Origin of the sequence: Alloalcanivorax profundimaris (assembly GCF_015265435.1) — a bacterium.
Lineage (GTDB): Bacteria > Pseudomonadota > Gammaproteobacteria > Pseudomonadales > Alcanivoracaceae > Alloalcanivorax > Alloalcanivorax profundimaris.
The window spans coordinates 321,635-341,448 of the sequence record NZ_JABJWH010000036.1; the positions used below are offsets into that span (position 1 = coordinate 321,635).

Consider the following 19,814-nt stretch of genomic DNA (forward strand, 5'->3'; position numbering starts at 1 on the left):
CAAAAAAAGTAAAAACCGGCCGTGCAGGCTCAGCCCTCCAGAAGGGTTCTGCGATGGCGCCAGTCGGGCATGCGCCGGTCCATCAGGGCGTGGAAATCCGGACCGTGGTTCATGTGCTCAAGGTGACAAAGCTCGTGCATCACCACATAGTCGATCACCGCCGTCGGATACTGCATCAGCAGTAGATTGAGGTTGATGTAGCCTCGCTGGGACAAGGAGCCCCAGCGGGTGCGCATCTTCTTCACCCGCAGCACCGGAAAGCGGTGGCCGCGAGCGGCGAACCAGGGAAACAGCTGCTCGATGCGCGCCTGGAACAGAGCCCGGGCCTCGGCGCGCCACCATTCATGAACGGCGTCGCTGACCTGCCGCTCGTCATCCGGCTCGGGCACCGTGACGCGCAGACGGTCCGCCCGCCGCGCCACCTTCCGTCGTCCGCCGGCGGCCAGTTCCAGGGTCAGGGGTTCACCCAGATGCGCGCAGCGGTCGCCATGGCGCCAGCGTTGCCGGGGCCGCTCCGCCATGTCCCGTTGCTGCTTCTCGATCCAGCCACGGCGCTCATCGACGAACGCCCGCACATGACGCAGAGCCAGACGCTGGGGGGCACGGACCTGCACGCGACCGTCGGGGAACACCCGCACTTCCAGACTGCGCCGGCGGGAGCGCACCAGTTCATACTCCATGGGACGCCTCGTCCCCCTTCATTTCCTGCTCCAGTTGTCGTTTAACGGCGTCGGCGGCCTTGGCGTGGGGCGCCAGCCACACGTACAGCACCGGGATGATGAACAGGGTGAGCACGGTGGCGAACAACAGCCCGCCGAGGATCACCACGCCGATGGTGAGCCGGCTTTCGGCGCCGGCGCCGCTGGCGAACACCAGCGGGATGGCGCCGAAGATGGTGGACACACCGGTCATCAGCACCGGCCGGAAACGGATGATGGCCCCCTGGTAAACGGCCTCGCGCACAGCCAGGCCCTGGTCGCGGAGCTGGTTGGCGAACTCCACGATCAGAATGCCGTTCTTCGCCATCAGACCGAGCAGCATGATCATGCCAATCTGACTGTAGATGTTGAGGCTGTTGCCAGTGACCCACAGCGCCAGCAACGCGCCGGCGATGGCCAGTGGCACGGTGAGCAGGATGATCAACGGATGGATCCAGCTTTCGAACTGGGCCGCCAGCACCAGGAACACGATCACCAGGGCCAGGGCGAAGGTCACCAGGATCGCCGAGGACGCCTCGGTGAATTCCTCGGCGGTGCCTTTGTAACCGAGCCGCGCTTCCAGGGGCAGAATATCGTCCACGGTGGTTTCGATGAAATCAATGGCGCTGCCCAGGTCATAGCCGGGGCCCAGGTTGGCGGACAGGGTAATGGCAGGCAGCCGGTCCACGCGGCGCAGCTCCGGCGCCGCCCCCACGGTGTTCAGGTCCACCACGCTGGCCAGCGGCACCAAGGCACCGCCCTCGGTGCGCAGGTAGATCGGATTGACGTCCTCCGGGGCGCGGGCATCGGCGTCGGCGGCTTCCAGCAGCACGTCGTACTCCCGGCCCCGGTCCACGTAGGTGGAGGCCTGCAGGGTGGCGAACATGGCCTGCAGGGTCTGGCCCACGTCGGCGGCGGTGAGCCCGAAGTCCGCCGCCCGGGCCCGGTCCAGCACCACGTCCAGCTGCGGCTGGGTTTCCTCGTAGTCAGTATCGATGCTGATCAGGTTCGGATTGGCGCTCATGGCGTCCATCATGGTTTCGCTCCAGCGTTTCACCGACGCGTAGTCCGGCCCCGCGATCACCACTTCCAGATCCTGATTGAAGCCGCTTTGCCCCAGCCCCGGCGGATTGATGGCGAAGGCGCGCAGGCCCGCCACCTCGCTCAGAGGGCCGCGCAGGCCGTCGACGATGTCCTGCTGGCTGCGCTCACGCTCTTCCCAGGGTTTCAGGCGGGCGATCATGAAGGCCCGTTCCGGTTGGCCGCGGAAACCGACGATGGACAAGGTGCGCTGGCCCTCGCCGCCCTCCTCCAGCAGCGGCGCCAGCAGCGATTCCACCCGCCGCAGATGCCAGGCGGTGTACTCCGGCGTGGCGCCCTGGGGCGCGGTGGCGGGCACGATGAACACGCCCCGGTCCTCGGTGGGCGACAGCTCCCGGGGAATGCCGTTGTAGGCGAGGCCGGCGAGCAGGCAGATCAGCAACGAGACCGCCACCACCGGCCAGGGCCGGCCCAGGGTGGCGGCCAGCCCTCGGGCATAGAGGCCGTTGAGCCGGCCCAGGGCCCGCTCCAGACCGTGCTTCTCGGTGTCGTCCTTGCGGTGGGGATACAGCCAGCGGGAGCACAGCATGGGCGCCAGGCTCAGCGCCACCAGGCTGGAGATGATCACCGCCGCCGCCAGGGTAAAGCCGAACTCGCCGAACAGCCGGCCTACGTCACCGCCCATGAAGGAAATTGGCACGAACACCGCCACCAGCGTCAGGGTGGTGGCGACCACCGCGAAGGCCACCTGGCGGGCGCCGAGAAAAGCGGCCATCAGCCGCGATTCGCCCTCGTCGATGCGCCGCTGGATGTTCTCCAGCATGACGATGGCGTCGTCCACCACCAGGCCAATGGCCAGAATCAGCGCCAGCAGGGTGAGCACGTTGATGGAGAAATCCAGGGCACCCAGCCCGATGAAGGCGCCGATCACCGACACCGGAATGGTCACCGCCGGGATCAGGGTGGCGCGCAGGCTGCCCAGGAACACGAAGATCACCGCCACCACCAGGGCCATGGACAGGGCCAGCGTGATCAGCACCTCGCGGATCGAGGCGCGGATGAACAGGGATTCGTCGTGGTTGATGTCCAGGCCGATGTCGGCGGGCAGGTTGTCCCGCAGCCGTTGAATTTCCGCGCGCACCTGGTCGGACACCGCCACGGTGTTGGCCTTGGATTGGCGGATCACGCCCAGCCCGATGGCCTGCTTGCCGTTGGCGCGCAGCATGGTGTCGTCGTTTTCCACCCCCAGCTCCACCCGCGCCACGTCGCCCAGGCGCAGCAGGTAGTCGCCCTGGCGGCGCAGCACCAGCTCGCGGAAGGCGTCCACCGTGGCCAGCCGGTTATCGGCGCGCACCGTGAAGCCGCGGCTGTCGGATTCCAGTCGGCCGGCGGGCAGCTCCACGTTGTTGGCGCGCAGGGCGCCGGCGATGTCGTTCACGGCAATGCCGTTGGCGGCCATGCGCTGACGGTCCAGCCAGACGCGCATGGCGTAGCGACGCTCACCGCCGATCATCACCTCGGAGACGCCGTCCAGCACCGCGAAGCGGTCCACCAGGTTGCGCTCGGCGAAGTCGGTGAGTTCCTGGGGGGCCAGGCTGTCGCTGCTGAGCGTGACCCAGATAATGGGCCGGGCGTCGGAATCGCTCTTGGCGATCACCGGCGCGTCCGCTTCCTCGGGCAGCTGGTTGAGCACCCGGGCCACGGCATCACGAACATCGTTGGCGGCGATGTCCAGATTTCGGTCCAGGTTGAATTCCACGGAGGTGCGCGCCGAACCCAGCCGTGACCGGGATTCGATGCGGTGCACCCCTTCCACCCCGGCGATGGCGCCCTCCACCACCTGGATGATCTGGGTATCGATCACCTCCGGGGCGGCGCCGTCGTAGGTCACCTCCACGGTGACCTCCGGAGGGTCGATGTCCGGATACTCACGCACCGGCAGTTTCAAAAGAGCGCTGATGCCGAACACCACGATCAGCAGGCTGATCACGGTGGCGAAGACCGGCCGCTTGACCGAGACGTCGCTCAGGATCATCAGGCCGGCTCCGCCAGCAGCGCCCGCTGCGCGGGCAGAAGAGCGCCCTGGTCCTCGACCACCTTCACCGGCGCGCCGCTGCCCAGACGGCTGTGTCCGTTCACGATCACCGCCTCCTGGTCAGCCAGCCCCGCGGTGATCTCCACCCAGCCGTCACGGCGGCCCCCCAAGCTCACCGGCCGGCGTTCGGCACGCTGGGTATCGGTGACGGTGAACACATAGCTTTGCGCGCCCTGGGTGATCACCGCCTGTTCCGGCACCAGCACCGCCGGGTGTTCCTCCAGCAGCACCGACACCTGCAGGAACTGGCCCGGACGCAGCAGCGTCTCGCTATTGTCGAGCACCGCCTTCACCGGCAGGCTGCGGCTGGCCGCGTCCACCCGGGTATCGAGCAGCGCCACCTGGCCGTGGAAGGTCTTGCCCGGGTAGGCGTCGCTGGTGATATCCACCGGCAGGCCAACGTGCAGGTCGGCCAGGTAACGCTCCGGCACCTGGAAGCGCACGTCCAGGGTGAGAATACTGTCCAGGGTGGCGATGGCGTCGCCGACCTGAAGATAGGCACCCGGGTCCACTTGACGCAGGCCCACCACCCCGTCGAACGGCGCGCGGATGCGATGGTCGTCCAGGGCCGCCATGCTCGCGGCCTGATCCGCCTTGGCCGCTTCCAGGGTGGTTTTCAGGGTGTCCACTTCCGCCTCGGAGATGGAGCGGCTGCCGGCCAGCCGGGCGGCGCGCTGGTAGTCGGACAGGGCGCGCTGGTACTCGGCCCGGGCCCGACCCAGATCAGCGCGGGCCTGGCGGTCGTCCAGGGCCACCAGCAGATCCCCGGCGGACACGCTCTGCCCTTCCTCGAAATGCAACGCCTCGACGCGACCGTCCACTTCGGTGAGCAGGGTCACCGCGCGGCTGGCCCGGGCGGTGCCCACCACGTCCAGGCGGTGGGTAAGCGGCCGGGTAATGGCCGGGGCCACGTTGACCACGGTGGGCGGGCGCTGGGCCGGGGCCGCGTCGCCGGCGTCCTGGCGCCACCACCACACCCCCAGGGCCAGGGCGACCACCAGGGCCAGGCTCGCGATGACTCGCAACATCGTGTTCTCCAGATTGCAGGCACACCCGTCCCCGAAAAGGCGGCCATTCCCGGGCGGAGGGATCGCGGAGTGTGAGGGTTACAGTAAGCTGACCGGCCGGTCTTCGGACGGTTCCCGAAGGGTACACCCTTTGGCGTCCAGAGGATCGGAATTTCTGGATCGGCGGGGGGAGGCAACGGGGCCGGCGGTGGCCGGCCCCGGGCGGGATCACACCATTTCGGCGCGCATTTTCTTCTTGTCCAGTTTGCCCACGGAGGTGCGCGGCAGTTCGTCCACGAACACCACCCGGTCGGGGACGCCGTAGCGACTGATCACGCCCTTGTCGGCGTACTCGCCCACCAGGTCCTTGATCGACTGCTCGTCCACCTCGCCGCCCTTGACCACCAGGGCCACCGGGCGCTCGCCCCATTTGGCATCCTCGACACCCACCACGGCGCACTCGGCCACGGCGTCGTGCTGCAGGATCAGGCCTTCCAGATCCAGGGAAGAGACCCACTCGCCGCCGGTCTTGATCACGTCCTTGATGCGGTCGGTGATGCGCAGCCAGCCGTCGCCGTCGATCACGCCGATGTCACCGGTGTGCATCCAGCCGCCGTGCCACAGGGTCTTGGAGTTTTCCTCGTCCTTCAGGTAGCCCTGGGTCAGCCAGGGCGCACGCAGTACCAGCTCGCCCTGGCTCTTGCCGTCGTGGGGCACGTCGTTCATGTCGGTGTCGACGATGCGCCATTGCACCATGGGCACCGGGCGGCCGGTGCGGCTGCGGTAGTCGGCCTGGGTTTCCGCGTCGGCGTTTTCCAGTTCCGGGGTGAGCAGCGCCACGGAGATCAGCGGGCAGGTCTCGCTCATGCCGTAGCCGGAATAGATGTCGATGCCGCGGGCCAGGGCGGCCTTGGCCAGGGGCTTGGCCAGGGCGGAACCGCCGATGATCACCTTCCAGCCACTCAGATCGATGCTCTTGGCCGCTTCCGACTGCAGCAGCATCTGGATGATGGTGGGCACGCAGTGGGAGAAGGTGACCTTCTCGGTGAGCAGCAGCTTGAGCAGGCTTTCCGGCACATAGCGGCCCGGGTACACCTGCTTCACGCCCAGCAGGGTGGCCACGTAGGGCACGCCCCAGGCGTGCACGTGGAACATGGGCGTGATCGGCATGTAGACGTCGTCCTGGTTGAACCGGCCATGGCCGGAACCGGACAGCGCCGCGCGGCCGGCGAAGGTGTGCAGCACCAGTTGGCGGTGGGAGAAATACACGCCCTTGGGCAGGCCGGTGGTGCCGGTGGTGTAGAAGGTGGTGGCGCGGGTGTTCTCGTCCAGCAGCGGGAAGTCGTATTGGTCCGGCGCCTGCTGCAGCAGGGCTTCGTACTCGCCGGCGAGATCCAGCTTGCTGTCCAGGTTGCCGCCTTCGTCGTCGAGCAGGATGAAGGTCTTGGCGGTCTCGATGCGATCCTTCAGTTCTTCCAGCACCGGCAGGAATTCCCGGTTCACCAGGATCACGTCGTCCTCGGCATGGTTCAGGGTGTAGAGGATCTGCTCCGGGCTGAGCCGCACGTTCACGGTGTGCAGCACGGCGCCCATCATGGGAATGGCGAAGAAGGCTTCCAGGTAGCGGTGCGTGTCCCAGTCCATGACCGCCACGGTGTCGCCGGGCTTGACGCCCTGGGCGGCGAGCGCGCCGGCCAGGCGGTGCACGCGCTGTTCCAGTTCGCGGTAGGTCAGACGGCGCTGATCGGCGTAGACGATTTCCTGATCCGGAGCGGACCGCACGCCGGATTCCAGGATGCCGTGAATCAGCAACGGCGATTCCACCGCCTCGGGGGTGCGATCAATGGTCAGGTCTTTGCTCATGCTTGCTCTCCATCACCGAGATCTAGTCATTATTAGGGGTCGGAAGATTGGCACAGGCCGCCGCCGGCGTCACCCCGGCGGCGTGACCGGTGCGTCGCGGCTTATTCCGGGTCGGGGCCGGTGAGCTTGAGCGGGTCCAGCAGCCGTTTCAGCTCGTCGCGGTCCAGGTCGGTGTGTTCGGCGGCCACGTCAATCACGGCGCGGCCGGTGGCGAACGCCTCCTTGGCGATGGACGCCGCCTTTTCGTAGCCGATCACCGGGTTCAGGGCGGTCACCAGGATCGGGTTGCGGCCCACGCCCTCGGCCAGACGCTCCTGGTTCCAGGTCATCCCTTCGATGGCCTGGTCGGCCAGGTTGCGGCAGCTGTTGGCCAGCCATTCGGTCATGTCCAGCAGGTTGGTGGCCACCAGGGGCAGCATCACGTTGAGCTGAAAGTTACCGCTTTGCGCCGCCACCGTGTTGGCCTGGTCCAGGCCGATCACCTGGGCGGCCACCATGGTGGCGGACTCGCAGATCACCGGATTGACCTTGCCGGGCATGATCGAGGAACCGGGCTGGGTGGCGGGCAGTTGCAGCTCGCCCAGGCCATGGATCGGGCCGGAGTTCATCCAGCGCAGGTCGTTGCCGATCTTCATCAGCACCACCGCCAGGCCACGCAGGGCGGCGGACAGATTCAGGGGCGCGTCCAGGGCACTCTGCGCCAGGGCCGGATGGGGCAAGGCGGAGAACGGCCGGCCGGTGTCGTCGGCCAGGGTGGCGGCGAAGGCCTCGCCGAAGCGCGGGTGGGCATTGATGCCGGTGCCCACGGCGGTGCCGCCCTGGGGCAGCGCCTGCAGCTCGTCCCGGGCCCGGGCCAGCCGCTCGCTGGCGCCCTGCAACTGCAGCACCCAGGTGCGCAGTTCCTGCTCCACGGTCACCGGCATGGCGTCCATCAAATGGGTGCGGCCGGTCTTCACCAGCTTCTTGCCCTCGCTGGCGCGCAGGCCCAGGGTGGCGATCAGGTGTTCCAGCCCGGGCAGCAGCTGCTCGGTGACCGCCAACACCGAGGACAGGTGCAGAGCGGTGGGGATGGTGTCGTTGCTGCTCTGGCCCAGGTTGACGTGGTCGTTGGGGTGCACCTCGGCGCCGGCGTCCCGGCACAGGTGGGCGATCACCTCGTTGACGTTCATATTGGTGCTGGTGCCGGAGCCGGTCTGGAACACGTCCACCGGGAACTGATCCAGGTGGTGGCCCTCCAGCAGCTCATTGCAGGCGCCGACGATGGCGGCGCGTTTGTGCTCGTCGAGCTGATCCAGATCCGCGTTGGTCTGGGCGGCGCAGCGCTTGACGCGCACCACCGCCTGAATGAAACGGGCCGGCAGACGTCGGCCGCTGATCGGAAAGTTGTTCACCGCCCGCTGCGTTTGCGCGCCCCATCGCGCCTCCACCGGTACCTCGATTTCGCCCAGGGAATCCTTCTCTACCCGTGTTTCGCTCATCACCGTCTCCTTGCGGGAAAGTGTCGCCTCAGTATCGGTAAGGCCCCGCCGGACGTCCAGAGTTCAACCCTCGGCCACCACCTGGTTGCGGCCGCGCTGCTTGGCGATATAAAGGCGCTGGTCGGCGGCTTCCACCAGCTCGTCGATGGTGTCGCCGTCGGCGCCCCACTCCGCCACGCCGATGCTGCAGGACAGCGGAATCACCAGGCGCCCGCCCCGGTAGGGCTGCTTCTCGATCAGCTCGCGCAGGGTTTCCGCCACCAGCACCGCCTCGTCGCGGCCGGTGTCCGGCAGCAGCACGGTGAACTCCTCGCCGCCCACCCGGCACGGCAAATCGGTGCCACGCAACCGCTCGCGCAGACGCTGGGCCACATGGATGAGCACCAGATCGCCCACCTTGTGGCCATGGGTGTCGTTGACGGTCTTGAAGTGGTCCAGGTCCAGTACCAGCACGCTCAACGGCGACTCCAGACGCAAGGCCCGGCGCTTCTCGTAGTCGAACGCCTCGCGGAACCGGTACAGGTTGGCCAGACGGGTGAGCGGATCGGTGGAGGCCATCACCATCAGATCCGAGCGCGAGCGGTGGCTGCTGAATTCGTAGACGTAGGCGAACGCCAGGGTGGCCGCCAGGGACAGGGTGATGTTGGCGATCTCGGCGTACTGATTGCTGTGAAGGTATGCCGGATTCTTGTAGAGGAACATCACCAGGGCCACCAGGATATAGAACACCGACACCGCCAGCCCCAGCCGCTGGCCGAGCAACAGATGGCAGAGCACCGGTACGATGTACACCCACAGAAACACCGTGGGCGACGAACCCGGTATGTACAGCGCCGCCATCATGATGGTCAGGAAGGGAATCAGATAAAGCAGCGTCCAGAGCAGCAACCGTCGCGTACGGCGAACCACGATATAGAGCGCCAGGGAAGCCACCGCCGCGCCCAACTCCAGATAGGCAAGAATCATCACGCCGCGGCGGCTGTTGATCACGAAGAACAACATGCCGCACAGCGCGGTGATGATCAAAAGCGCCTTCAGCAAGGCACGGCGTTGCGACTGGCCATCATAGTCGCCGCCCGGTCTTTTCATCCCCATGGTATACACCGGCTTATTTTTTATTTCCCCCATCCCGCGCCGGGGGCGGCCCCATCATCGTGTCGGGCACCTAGTAGCAAACTGCCAGCAAGCACCATACCCGATTTCGGACTATTTACCGATACAGAAGGACGAGAAGATGCGCCCGAGCAGATCGTCGGCGGTGAAGGCGCCGGTGATCTCCTCCAGGGCGTGCTGAGCGGCGCGCAGATCCTCGGCGAGCAATTCCCCGGCGGCGTGGGCGTGCAGCTGGTCGCGCCCTTTGGCGAGCGCGGCCAGGGCCTGTTCCAGGGCGGTGATGTGACGGCGACGGGCCGAGAAGCGGCTTTGCCCGGTGCCCTGGTAACCAGCGGCGCCCTTGAGATGGTCGCGCAGCTCCAGCAGGCCCTGGCCGGTGGCGGCGGAGAGCACGAAGGTGTCCGGCTGATTGGGGTGCGGGCCCGGTGACAGGCCGCTCAGGTCGGCCTTGTTGAGCACCCGGGTCACCGGCAGGTCCAGGCCGTCCAGCTCCTGCTGGCTGCTGGGCAGCAGATCGGTGAGATCGTCGAGATTGACGCCGGCTTCCTGGGAATCAATCACCACCAGCAAACGGTCCGCCTTGCGGATCTCCTCGAACGCCCGGCGGATGCCCTCCTGCTCCACCCGGTCCGGGCTTTCCCGCAGGCCAGCGGTATCGATCAGGTTGAGCGGCATGCCGTCCAGCTGGATGGCCTCGCGCAACACATCCCGGGTGGTGCCGGCCACTTCGGTGACGATGGCCGCCTCGTGGCCGGCCAGGGCGTTCATCAGGGAGGACTTGCCGGCATTGGGCTTGCCGGCGATCACCAGGGTCAGCCCCTCGCGAACCAGCCGGCCCTGGCGGGCACTGGCCAGCACCGCCCCCGCCTGGTCGATGACCCGGTTCAGGTCGTCGGCGACGCCGCCTGCGGACAGGAAGTCGATTTCCTCCTCGGGGAAATCGATGGCCGCCTCCACATAGATGCGCAGCTGGATCAACTGCTCCACCAACTCGTTGACCTCCCGGGAGAAAACCCCCTGCAGGGAATGCAGGGCGGCCCGGGCGGATTCACGGGTGCCGGCGTCGATCAGGTCGGCGATCGCCTCGGCCTGGGTCAGATCCATCTTGTCGTTGAGGAAGGCACGCTGGGAGAACTCGCCAGCCCTGGCCGGGCGCGCCCCCTGGTGCACGCAGGCGGCGACCAGGGCATCCAGGATCACCGGCCCGCCATGGCCCTGCAATTCCACCACTTCCTCGCCGGTGAACGAGCCCGGTGCCGGAAACCAGAGCACCAGGCCTTCGTCGATGACTTCTCCGGCCGGGTCCCGAAAGCGCGCGAAATGGGCGGTACGCGGCGTCAGCTCGCGATCGCCAATCAGCGCCCGGGTAATGCGCCCGGCGTCCGGTCCGGACAAACGCACCACTCCCACGCCGCCCCGACCGGGGGCGGTGGCGACGGCAACAATGGTATCCGGGGCGCTCACAGACATGGCGGAATTATAGAAAGGGCCGGGGCTCGGAGGCCAGGAAAGAAAAGGCCGGTCACGGGGACCGGCCTTTTCACGGTGGCGGTGTCGGAGAACCGCTAGCTTTCGCTTTCGATCTTGCGGGTGATCAGATACTGCTGGCCGATGGACAACAGGTTGTTGGTCAGCCAGTACAGCACCAAACCGGCCGGGAACCACAGCATGAACACCGAGAAGATCAGCGGCATCCACTTCATCACCTGGGCCTGGGTGGGGTCCGCCGGCGTGGGGTTGAGACGGGTCTGCAGGAACATGGACGCGCCCATCAGGATCGGCAGTACGAAGTAGGGATCCATCACCGACAGGTCATTGATCCACAGGAAGAACGGCGCCTGGCGCAGCTCCACGGATTCCAGCAGCACGTAGTACAGGGAAATGAACACCGGCATCTGCACCAGCATGGGCAGACAGCCGCCCAGCGGATTGATCTTCTCGCGCTGGAACAGCTTCATGGTTTCCTGCTGCTGCTTCTGGCGGTCGCTTTTGTACTCTTCCTTGATGCGCTGCATTTCCGGAGCCACCTTGCGCATCTTGGCCATGGACCGGTAGCTGGTGGCGCTGAGCTTGAAGAACAGCAGCTTGATGATCAGGGTCAGCAGAATGATGGCCACGCCCCAATTGACCACGCCCACGCCCAGATCCAGTTCCAGGCCGAACAGATCCAGCTCACCGCTCTGCAGGAACACCAGCACGTGGAAGATGGGCTGGGCGATGAACCACAGCCAGCCATAGTCAACGGTCATGTTCAGGCCCGGGCTGATGGCTTCCAGGTGATCCTGGACCTTGGGGCCGGTGTAGAACTCGGCGTAGAACACTTTCTCCTCGCCGGGCGCCACTTCCTGGTTGGCGCCCACGAAGCGCAGCAGGTATTCGTCCCGGTTCTGGCGGTACACCGTGGAATAGGTATAGCGGCCCTGGGCATCCGGCACCCAGGCGGATACGAAGTAATGCTGGAGCATGGCGATCCAGCCGCCTTCCTGGGTCAGCTTGAGCGGATCTTCCTGAATGTCGTCGAAGGGCAGCTTGTTGTACGGCTTTTCCTCGCTCCAGTAGGCGGCGCCCAGATAGGTGGGCATGGGGATGAAGCCCTGGGTACTCTTACCCGGGTCATCGCTGCCATCCCGCTTGATCTGGCCGTACAGGGCGCCCTGCCAGGGCTGGTTGCCGTTGTTGCGGACGATGTGGCTGACCCGCACCAGGTAGCTGCCGCGCTCGAAGGTGTAGCGCTTGATGATCTGAACGCCACCGCCCTGATCCAGGGTCAGGTCCACGTTCAGTTCCTTCTGGCCTTCGTCCAGACTGTAGCTGGGCTGGGCGGCGGCCCAGGTAGGCCGGCCTTCCCGGGTGTCGGTGCCGTTGGGGCCCACCAGACCGCTTTGCGCCACATAGGTCCGGGTGGCGTCGTCCTCCAGCAGCACGAAAGGCTGATCCGGCGTATCCGCGTGGCGGGGGTATTCCGGCAGCGCCACACGCACCACGTCGCCGCCCACCGGATTGATCTCCAGCGACAGCACGTCGGTGTTCACCTGGATGCGATCGGCCCGCGCCGTGGCGGCGTTGTCGGAACCGGTGTCCTGGCCGGCGGCCACGTCCGGTACAGCGCCCTGCTCCGGGCCGGCATCGGGCTCGGGGAGCAGGTGTTCCTCGTCCTGATCCTCGGCGGCGGCGCCGCTGTTCGGGGCGGCGGTTTGCTCCTGGGCCACCGGGGTGGTGTCCGGAGCCATGTAGTCCTGTTGCCAGGCCTGGATCAGCAGGTAGGAAACAACGGCGATGCCGGTGATCACTAACGCGCGGGGGATGTCCATAGTCAGATTTAATTCTGGCGAGAAAAAGCGGACGGCAGTTTCTCAGTCTTGCCCGCGCTTGGCAAGCAGCTTGTCCAGCAGCCCGGCCAGCAACGGCGTGGCGCCTCGGCCACCATCGGCGGGACAGGGCGCGCGCAGCAGGACGATCAGGTCCAGGCCGGCCAGTTCGTATTGGCGCAAGCGGAATTGTTCCCGGGCACGGCGCTTGATAGCGCCCCGATCCACGGCGCGGCGGGCACGACGGCGTCCCACCACCAGACCCAGGCGGGCATGGGACAGATCGTTGCGACGGGCAAGAATCAGGAAATGGCGATCGGAAACCCGGTAATCCGGCTTGTCGAACACGGCGCGGAACTGGCCGCCATCGGTCAGGCGTTGATCACGGGTGAAGGAAAGCGGGCGGGGAACGGCCGGCGCTGACTGGCGCACCATGGAGAACAGTGACGGAAGTCAGTCAGCACCGAAGGCTGACTTATACCGTCAGCCGTTTACGGCCCTTGGCGCGACGGGCGGCCAGTACTTTGCGGCCATTCTTGGTGGCCATACGGGCACGGAAACCGTGGTTGCGCTTGCGCTTGATGTTGCTCGGCTGGAATGTCCGTTTCATGGCGTCATCCCCAAAAGTGGCGTTCGTGGTCAATAGAGGGCGCGGATAATAGTCCCGTGGTGGCCCTGTGTCAATCGCGTTGTTCCGGGCCGGGTTCAGTTACTAAAAGAATTATGAATTTAAATATTTTTTAGTAGCAGTGGTAATAGTAGGGGAAGGTCGTTTTTGTGGAAAAGTGCTAAAACCATAATGAAATCAATGGGTTGTCATGTTGGTAACTACCGTATAACTGTGTGTAACCTTTGGTGATGGACGGCGGATAGTCTGTCGAAGGTTGTGGAATGAATTGGTCCAGCGGGTTGTCCCCAGGGTTATCGGCCCGGTGGCGCACAGGGTTGTGGTCATAGTTATCCACAGCGTGCGGGACCCGAAAAACAGCCGTTCAGCTGTGGATAATCGACCGGGCCGGGGTATAGAATGCGACGTCTTGTTTTCCATGTATTCAGGCAAAGGCGGGGACGTGTCCGAGGAGCTTTGGCATCGCTGTTTGACGCGGCTGGAGGATGAATTGCCCTCGCAGCAATTCAATATGTGGATCCGTCCGCTGCAGGTGACGGCGTCCGCGGACGGCGGAGAACTCACCCTTTTCGCCCCCAATCGCTTCGTGGTCGACTGGGTTCGCGACAAATACCTGGAACGCATCGGTGAGGTGCTGGGCGAGCTGCAGAGCGGCCCCCTGCCCCAGTTGCGCCTGGAGGTGGGCAGCTCCCGGGCACCGGCGGCGCCGGCTCGGGCTCCCGGTCCGGCCCCGGCGGAGCGGCGCGCCCCCCAGGCGGTGAGCGAACCTCGCGCCAAGGCGGTCTCGCCGGAACTGGGCGGCGCCGCTAAGCACCGCAGCAATCTGAATTCCAGCTTTACCTTCGTTACCTTCGTGGAAGGTAAGTCCAACCGCATGGCCTGCGCGGCCGCCCAGCAGGTGGCGGAGAACCCGGCCAGCCACGGCTATAACCCCCTGTTGCTGTACGGCGGCGTGGGCCTGGGCAAGACCCACCTCATGCATGCCGTGGGCAACGAACTGCAGCGCCGCAATCCCAACGCCAAGGTGGTGTACCTGCACAGCGAGCGTTTCGTGGCGGACATGATTTCGGCGCTGCGTAACAAGACCATCAACGAGTTCAAGCGCTTCTACCGCTCGGTGGACGCCTTGCTCATTGATGATATTCAATTTTTTGCTGGTAAAGAGCAGTCCCAGGAGGAGTTCTTCCACACCTTCAACGCCTTGCTGGAAAATGGTCAGCAAATCATCCTGACCTGCGATAAATTCCCCAAGGAGGTGGACGGGCTGGAGGAGCGGCTCAAGAGCCGGTTCGGCTGGGGCCTGTCCCAACCCTTGGAACCGCCGGAACTGGAAACCCGGGTGGCGATTCTCAAGAAGAAGGCCGAGGAGGCGCGGGTGGAGCTGCCGGATGACGCCGCCTTCTTCATCGCCCAGCGCATTCGTTCCAACGTGCGCGAGCTGGAGGGGGCCCTGCGCCGGGTGATCGCCCATGTGCGCTTCACCGGGGCGCAGATCGACATCGGCCTGATCAAGGAAGCGCTGAAGGACCTGATCGCCCTGCAGGCACGACAGATCAGTATCGACAACATCCAGCGCACCGTGGCGGAATACTACAAGATCAAGGTGCCGGATTTGCATTCACCGCGGCGCACCCGTTCCGTGGCCCGGCCCCGCCAGGTGGCGATGGCCCTGTCCAAGGAACTGACCAGCCACAGCCTGCCGGAGATCGGGGAAAGCTTCGGCGGCCGGGACCACACCACCGTGCTGCATGCCTGTCGCAAGGTGGCGGAACTGCGGGAATCCAACCCGGAAATAGAAGAAGATTACCAGAACCTCCTGCGGACGCTGACGTCCTGACGGATCAACAGACAACGGGAAAGCGACTCATGAAATTCTCCATCAACCGTGAACAACTGCTCAAGCCGCTGCAGCAGGTGGCCGCGGTGGTCGAAAAACGCCAAACGCTGCCGGTTCTGTCCAATGTGCTCATGGAGGTGGGGGACGGTCAGCTTTCCCTGACCGGCACCGATCTGGAGCTGGAGCTGGTGGCGCGGTTGCCGCTGGAGGGGGAACACCAGGCCGGGGAGACCACGGTGCCGGCGCGCAAGCTGGTGGACATCGCCAAGAGCCTGCCGGCGGAGGCGGACATTCGGTTCGAGATCGACGGCGAGCGCATGCTGGTGCGCTCCGGGCGCAGCCGCTTTTCCCTGACCACCCTGCCGGCGTCGGAATTCCCCAACCAGGAAGAGGACAACGCGGGCTCGGTGCTGGACATCGCCCCCACCGCCCTGCGTGGCCTGATCGACCACACCGCCTTTTCCATGGCCCAGCAGGACGTGCGCTACTATCTGAACGGTATGCTGTTCGAGCTGCGCCCGGGCATGCTGCGGGCGGTGTCGACCGATGGCCACCGCCTGGCGCTGTGCGACGCGCCCATGGAGGGCCAGAGCGAGGAGGCCTCGGTGATCCTGCCCCGCAAGGGCGTCATGGAGCTGTCGCGGATTCTCGCCGACGCCGGTGAATCGGCCCGGCTGACCCTGGGCCGCAACCATGTGCGGATCGTAGCGGGCTCGATTACCTTTACCTCCAAATTGGTGGACGGCAAATTCCCGGAATACGAGCGGGTGATCCCCAAGGACGGTTCCCGGATCGTCATGGCCGATCGCGAAACCCTGCGCCAGGCGCTGGCCCGGGTGGCGATTCTCTCCAACGAGAAGTACCGGGGCGTGCGCGTGCAGCTCTCCGAGGGCAGCCTGCGCATCATCGCCAACAACCCGGAGCAGGAAGAAGCGGAGGAAGAGGTATCCGTTGATTTCGGCGGCGGTCCCCTGGAGATCGGCTTCAACGTGAGCTACTTGCTGGATGTGCTTAACACCATAGACGGTACCCAGGCCCGTCTGGAACTGGGCGATAGCAACAGCAGCGCACTGATCACCGATCCGGAGCATGAGGCGGCCCTGTATGTGGTCATGCCCATGCGTCTCTGATTGCCTCTCTGCCTGGCCCGGCGGTTCCTCCGCCGGGCCCCTTCCCTCCCCGTCCTCCGCATGCTCGCTGATCTGAGACTCACGGACTTCCGCAATTACCGGGAGGCGGAAATCGCGCCCTCCTCCGGCCTCAATATCATTCTGGGCGATAACGGCAGCGGAAAGACCAGCCTGCTGGAGGCGATCTATTTCATTGGCAGCGGTGGCCGCTCCTTCCGGGGCGGGCGCCTGTCCCGTCTGGTTCGCGATGGCGCCGAGGCGGCCACGCTATTCGCTCGGGTGGATCACGGCGAGCATCAGCATCGGTTGGGTATCCGGAGGGCGTCTTCGGGCATTGAATCCCTCAAGCTCAATGGCGCCACCCCTGGAGCGTTGAGCGATGTGGCCGCCCTGCTTCCGGTGCTGGCTCTGCATCCACAATCGGTGGATCTGATATTCGGCCCTTCGGCTCTGCGCCGGCGATTCCTGGATTGGGGAATGTTCCACGTGGAACATTCTTTCCTGGCCACCTGGAAGGAGGCCAACGCGGCCCTGAAACAGCGGAACGCTCTGTTGCGATCCGGCCGCGTCACCCCCCGGGAATTACGTTACTGGGACCAGAAATTAGCCGCCAGTTCTGGTAGTATCGAACAGTTACGCAGCGGGTATTTGGCACGTCTGAAAGCCCGCTGGCAAAGCGTTCTGGCCATGCTGGCGCCGGAGTTGAAAGGCGGCCTCATCCTGCAAACAGGCTTGCGCGATGGGGAATCCTATCTGGATGCTCTGGCCCGCACCCGCGACGAGGATTTGCGCCGTGGCTTCACCCATACCGGGTTTCATCGCTCGGAATTGAAGATGACCGTCGGCGGCACCCTGGCCCGGGATCGGGTATCCCGGGGGCAGGCAAAAATCCTGGCCTATGGCCTGGTGCTGGCCCAGCTTCCCCTGATCGAGGAAGCGGGGAAAATCTGTACCTTGTTGGTGGACGATCTGGGCTCGGAGCTGGACCACGAGCACAGGATGACCCTGCTCCGCTTCTTGGCGGCGGGAACTCACCAGACACTGATCACCGCGGTGGACCGGGCCCAGTTGGCTCCCGCCGCGGACGAAAAAACGGGCGCAGCGGCCCGATTGTTCCACGTGGAACATGGCCGCGTTCAGCGGATATCGGACGATCCATAGGATAGAGACATGGCGGAGAAAGACTACGATTCATCCAGTATCAAGGTGCTCAAGGGCCTGGATGCCGTTCGTAAACGCCCCGGTATGTACATCGGCGACACCGACGACGGCACCGGTTTGCACCATATGGTTTTCGAGATCGTGGATAACTCCATCGACGAGGCCCTCGCCGGCCATTGCTCGGAAATCAGGGTGACCATCCACGCGGACGAATCCGTCTCCGTCTCGGACAATGGCCGTGGCATTCCCGTGGACATGCACCCGGAGGAAGGCGTCAGCGCCGCCCAGGTGATCATGACCGTTCTCCATGCCGGGGGTAAGTTCGACGATAACTCCTACAAGGTCTCCGGCGGGCTGCACGGCGTGGGCGTCTCCGTGGTGAACGCCCTCTCCGAGAATCTGAAACTGACTATCCGCCGCCATGGCAACGTTTATGAGCAGACCTACCGGCACGGGGTGCCGGAGAAGGAACTGGAGGTCGTGGGCTCCACCGACAGCACCGGCACGGCGATCCATTTCCGACCGTCCGCGGAGACTTTCACCAACATCCTGTTCCACTACGATATCCTGGCCAAGCGCCTGCGCGAGCTGAGCTTCCTGAATTCCGGAGTGCGCATCCACTTGAGCGACGAGCGCAGCGGCGACGAGGACGTATTCCAGTATGACGGCGGGCTGAGCGCCTTCGTCACCTACCTGAACCGCAGCAAGAGCGCCCTCAACGAGGTGTTCCACTTCCAGACCGAGCGCGACGACGGCATCGCCGTGGAAGTGGCCATGCAGTGGAATGACTCTTACCAGGAAAACATCTTCTGCTTTACCAACAACATTCCCCAGAGGGACGGCGGCGCCCACCTGGCCGGCTTCCGCGCCGCCCTGACCCGCAGTTTGAACAACTACATGGATCGGGAAGGCTACCTGAAGAAGGAAAAGGCCAACCCCACCGGTGACGACGCCCGGGAAGGTCTCACCGCCGTGATTTCGGTGAAGGTGCCGGATCCCAAGTTCTCCAGCCAGACCAAGGACAAGCTGGTGTCCTCCGAGGTGAAGACCGCGGTGGAGCAGACCATGTCCGAGCGCTTCCAGGACTACCTCCTGGAGCATCCCACCGAGGCCAAGGTGATCGTGCAGAAGATCATCGACGCTGCCCGGGCCCGGGACGCCGCGCGCAAGGCCCGGGAGATGACCCGGCGCAAGGGCGCCCTGGACATCGCCGGCCTGCCCGGCAAGCTGGCGGACTGCCAGGAGAAGGACCCGGCGTTCTCCGAGCTGTATATCGTGGAGGGTGATTCCGCGGGCGGCTCCGCCAAACAGGGTCGGGATCGCAAGTACCAGGCGATCCTACCGCTCAAGGGCAAGATCCTGAATGTGGAGAAGGCGCGTTTCGACAAGATGCTTTCCTCCCAGGAAGTGGCGACCCTGATCACCGCCCTGGGCTGCGGCATTGGCCGCGATGAATACGACGCGGACAAGCTGCGCTACCACCGGATCATCATCATGACCGACGCGGACGTGGACGGCTCCCACATCCGCACCTTGCTGCTTACCTTCTTCTTCCGTCAGATGCCGGAAATGATCGAGCGCGGCCACGTCTACATTGCCCAGCCGCCGCTGTACAAGGTGAAAAAGGGTAAGCAGGAGACCTACATCAAGGACGATCCGGCCCTGGAGGATTACCTCACCACTCTGGCGCTGGACAAGGCGGCGCTCTATCCGGGCAACGACGCGCCGCCGATCAGCGGCGAACCCCTGGCCAACCTGATCGGCGAATACCGCCAGGTGATGCGCATCGTCGACCGCCAGTCCCGGGTGTTTCCGGCTCTGGTGCTCGAGCAGATGATCTACATGGGCTCCCTGGACGAGGAACGCCTCGGTGACCAGGCGGCCATGGAGGACTGGTGCCAGCGCCTGGGCGCCCGCGTGGACTCCCTCACCGATGGTACCCAGCGCTTTACCGTGACCGCCGAGGCGGATCAGGAACGCGGGCTGTTCCTGCCGCGTGTGCAAGTGCTCGCTCACGGTGTGCCCCGCGAATACCGCGTAACGCTGGAATTCCTGCAATCACCGGACTATGAGCGCATTAAGCGCTTGGGCGAGAAGCTGGAAGGCCTGCTGGCGGACGACGCGGCGGTGGAACGCGGCGAGACCCGCCGGCCCATCCGGCATTTCGCGGACGCCCTCTCCTGGTTGATGCAACAGGCCCGTCGCGGCACCAGCGTGCAACGCTACAAGGGGTTGGGCGAGATGAACGCGGAACAGCTGTGGGAAACCACCATGGATCCGGAATCCCGGCGCATGCTGCAGGTGACCGTGGAGGATGCCATCGCGGCGGATCAGATCTTCACCACCCTGATGGGCGATGACGTGGATCCCCGGCGTCAGTTCATCGAATCCAACGCGCTTCAGGTATCCAATCTGGATATTTGAGGCGGGGAAAGAGAGACGGCGGCGGCGCAAC

General features: G+C 65.1%; 14 protein-coding genes. 4 read left to right on the plus strand and 10 right to left on the minus strand.

Annotation, left to right across the window (positions count from 1 at the left end; genetic code table 11):
• Positions 1-29 precede the first annotated feature (29 nt).
• The 10 genes from HMJ39_RS16155 to rpmH all read right to left on the minus strand — a co-directional run bounded on the left by HMJ39_RS16155 (position 30) and on the right by rpmH (position 13,213).
• Positions 30-680 carry a M48 family metallopeptidase gene (locus HMJ39_RS16155; RefSeq protein ID WP_194298074.1) on the minus strand — a complete coding sequence of 217 codons (651 nt, stop codon included), beginning with the start codon at positions 678-680 and terminating at the stop codon, positions 30-32.
• Positions 670-3,774, minus strand: coding sequence for an efflux RND transporter permease subunit (locus HMJ39_RS16160; protein ID WP_194298075.1), 3,105 nt, complete (start codon positions 3,772-3,774; stop codon positions 670-672). Before HMJ39_RS16160 ends, HMJ39_RS16155 begins: the two co-directional genes overlap by 11 nt.
• Positions 3,774-4,862 (minus strand): efflux RND transporter periplasmic adaptor subunit, encoded by a 1,089-nt coding sequence (locus tag HMJ39_RS16165; RefSeq protein WP_194298076.1) that lies wholly within the window; start codon positions 4,860-4,862, stop codon positions 3,774-3,776. The genes HMJ39_RS16160 and HMJ39_RS16165 overlap by 1 nt, the downstream gene beginning before the upstream one ends.
• A 207-nt stretch (positions 4,863-5,069) precedes the next feature.
• Positions 5,070-6,704 (minus strand): fatty acid--CoA ligase, encoded by a 1,635-nt coding sequence (locus HMJ39_RS16170; RefSeq protein ID WP_194298077.1) that lies wholly within the window; start codon positions 6,702-6,704, stop codon positions 5,070-5,072.
• Positions 6,705-6,805: 101 nt separating this feature from the next.
• The gene (locus tag HMJ39_RS16175) at positions 6,806-8,182 is read right to left on the minus strand and encodes a class II fumarate hydratase (RefSeq protein WP_161382738.1); all 1,377 of its coding nucleotides are present in this window, start codon (positions 8,180-8,182) and stop codon (positions 6,806-6,808) included.
• A 63-nt stretch (positions 8,183-8,245) separates the two neighbouring features.
• Positions 8,246-9,277, minus strand: a complete 1,032-nt coding sequence (locus tag HMJ39_RS16180; RefSeq protein WP_194298078.1) for a GGDEF domain-containing protein — start codon at positions 9,275-9,277, stop codon at positions 8,246-8,248.
• A gap of 111 nt (positions 9,278-9,388) precedes the next feature.
• A complete protein-coding gene (mnmE, locus tag HMJ39_RS16185; RefSeq protein ID WP_194298079.1) occupies positions 9,389-10,765 on the minus strand; it encodes a tRNA uridine-5-carboxymethylaminomethyl(34) synthesis GTPase MnmE in 1,377 nt (458 codons plus the stop codon).
• Between the two features lie 95 nt (positions 10,766-10,860).
• Positions 10,861-12,606, minus strand: a complete 1,746-nt coding sequence (yidC, locus tag HMJ39_RS16190) for a membrane protein insertase YidC (protein ID WP_194298080.1) — start codon at positions 12,604-12,606, stop codon at positions 10,861-10,863.
• Positions 12,607-12,648: 42 nt separating this feature from the next.
• Positions 12,649-13,038: a ribonuclease P protein component gene (gene rnpA / locus HMJ39_RS16195; protein WP_161382734.1), complete on the minus strand. Its 390-nt coding sequence runs from the start codon at positions 13,036-13,038 to the stop codon at positions 12,649-12,651.
• A 40-nt stretch (positions 13,039-13,078) separates the two neighbouring features.
• Positions 13,079-13,213 (minus strand): 50S ribosomal protein L34, encoded by a 135-nt coding sequence (rpmH, locus tag HMJ39_RS16200; RefSeq protein ID WP_161382733.1) that lies wholly within the window; start codon positions 13,211-13,213, stop codon positions 13,079-13,081.
• Between the two features lie 460 nt (positions 13,214-13,673).
• On the opposite strand from rpmH, the gene dnaA reads away from it, so the two are divergent.
• From dnaA to gyrB, 4 genes are read left to right on the plus strand one after another with little or no spacing between them, the layout of a single operon-like run.
• Entirely contained in the window at positions 13,674-15,068 is a 1,395-nt protein-coding gene (gene dnaA / locus HMJ39_RS16205; RefSeq protein WP_194298081.1) for a chromosomal replication initiator protein DnaA, read from the plus strand.
• A gap of 29 nt (positions 15,069-15,097) precedes the next feature.
• Positions 15,098-16,198, plus strand: coding sequence for a DNA polymerase III subunit beta (gene dnaN / locus HMJ39_RS16210; protein ID WP_194298082.1), 1,101 nt, complete (start codon positions 15,098-15,100; stop codon positions 16,196-16,198).
• A 60-nt stretch (positions 16,199-16,258) separates the two neighbouring features.
• Entirely contained in the window at positions 16,259-17,359 is a 1,101-nt protein-coding gene (gene recF / locus HMJ39_RS16215; RefSeq protein ID WP_194298083.1) for a DNA replication/repair protein RecF, read from the plus strand.
• 9 nt (positions 17,360-17,368) lie between these two features.
• On the plus strand, positions 17,369-19,783 hold the full coding sequence (gene gyrB, locus HMJ39_RS16220; protein WP_194298084.1) for a DNA topoisomerase (ATP-hydrolyzing) subunit B: 2,415 nt from the start codon (positions 17,369-17,371) through the stop codon (positions 19,781-19,783).
• The last annotated feature ends 31 nt before the right edge of the window (positions 19,784-19,814 follow it).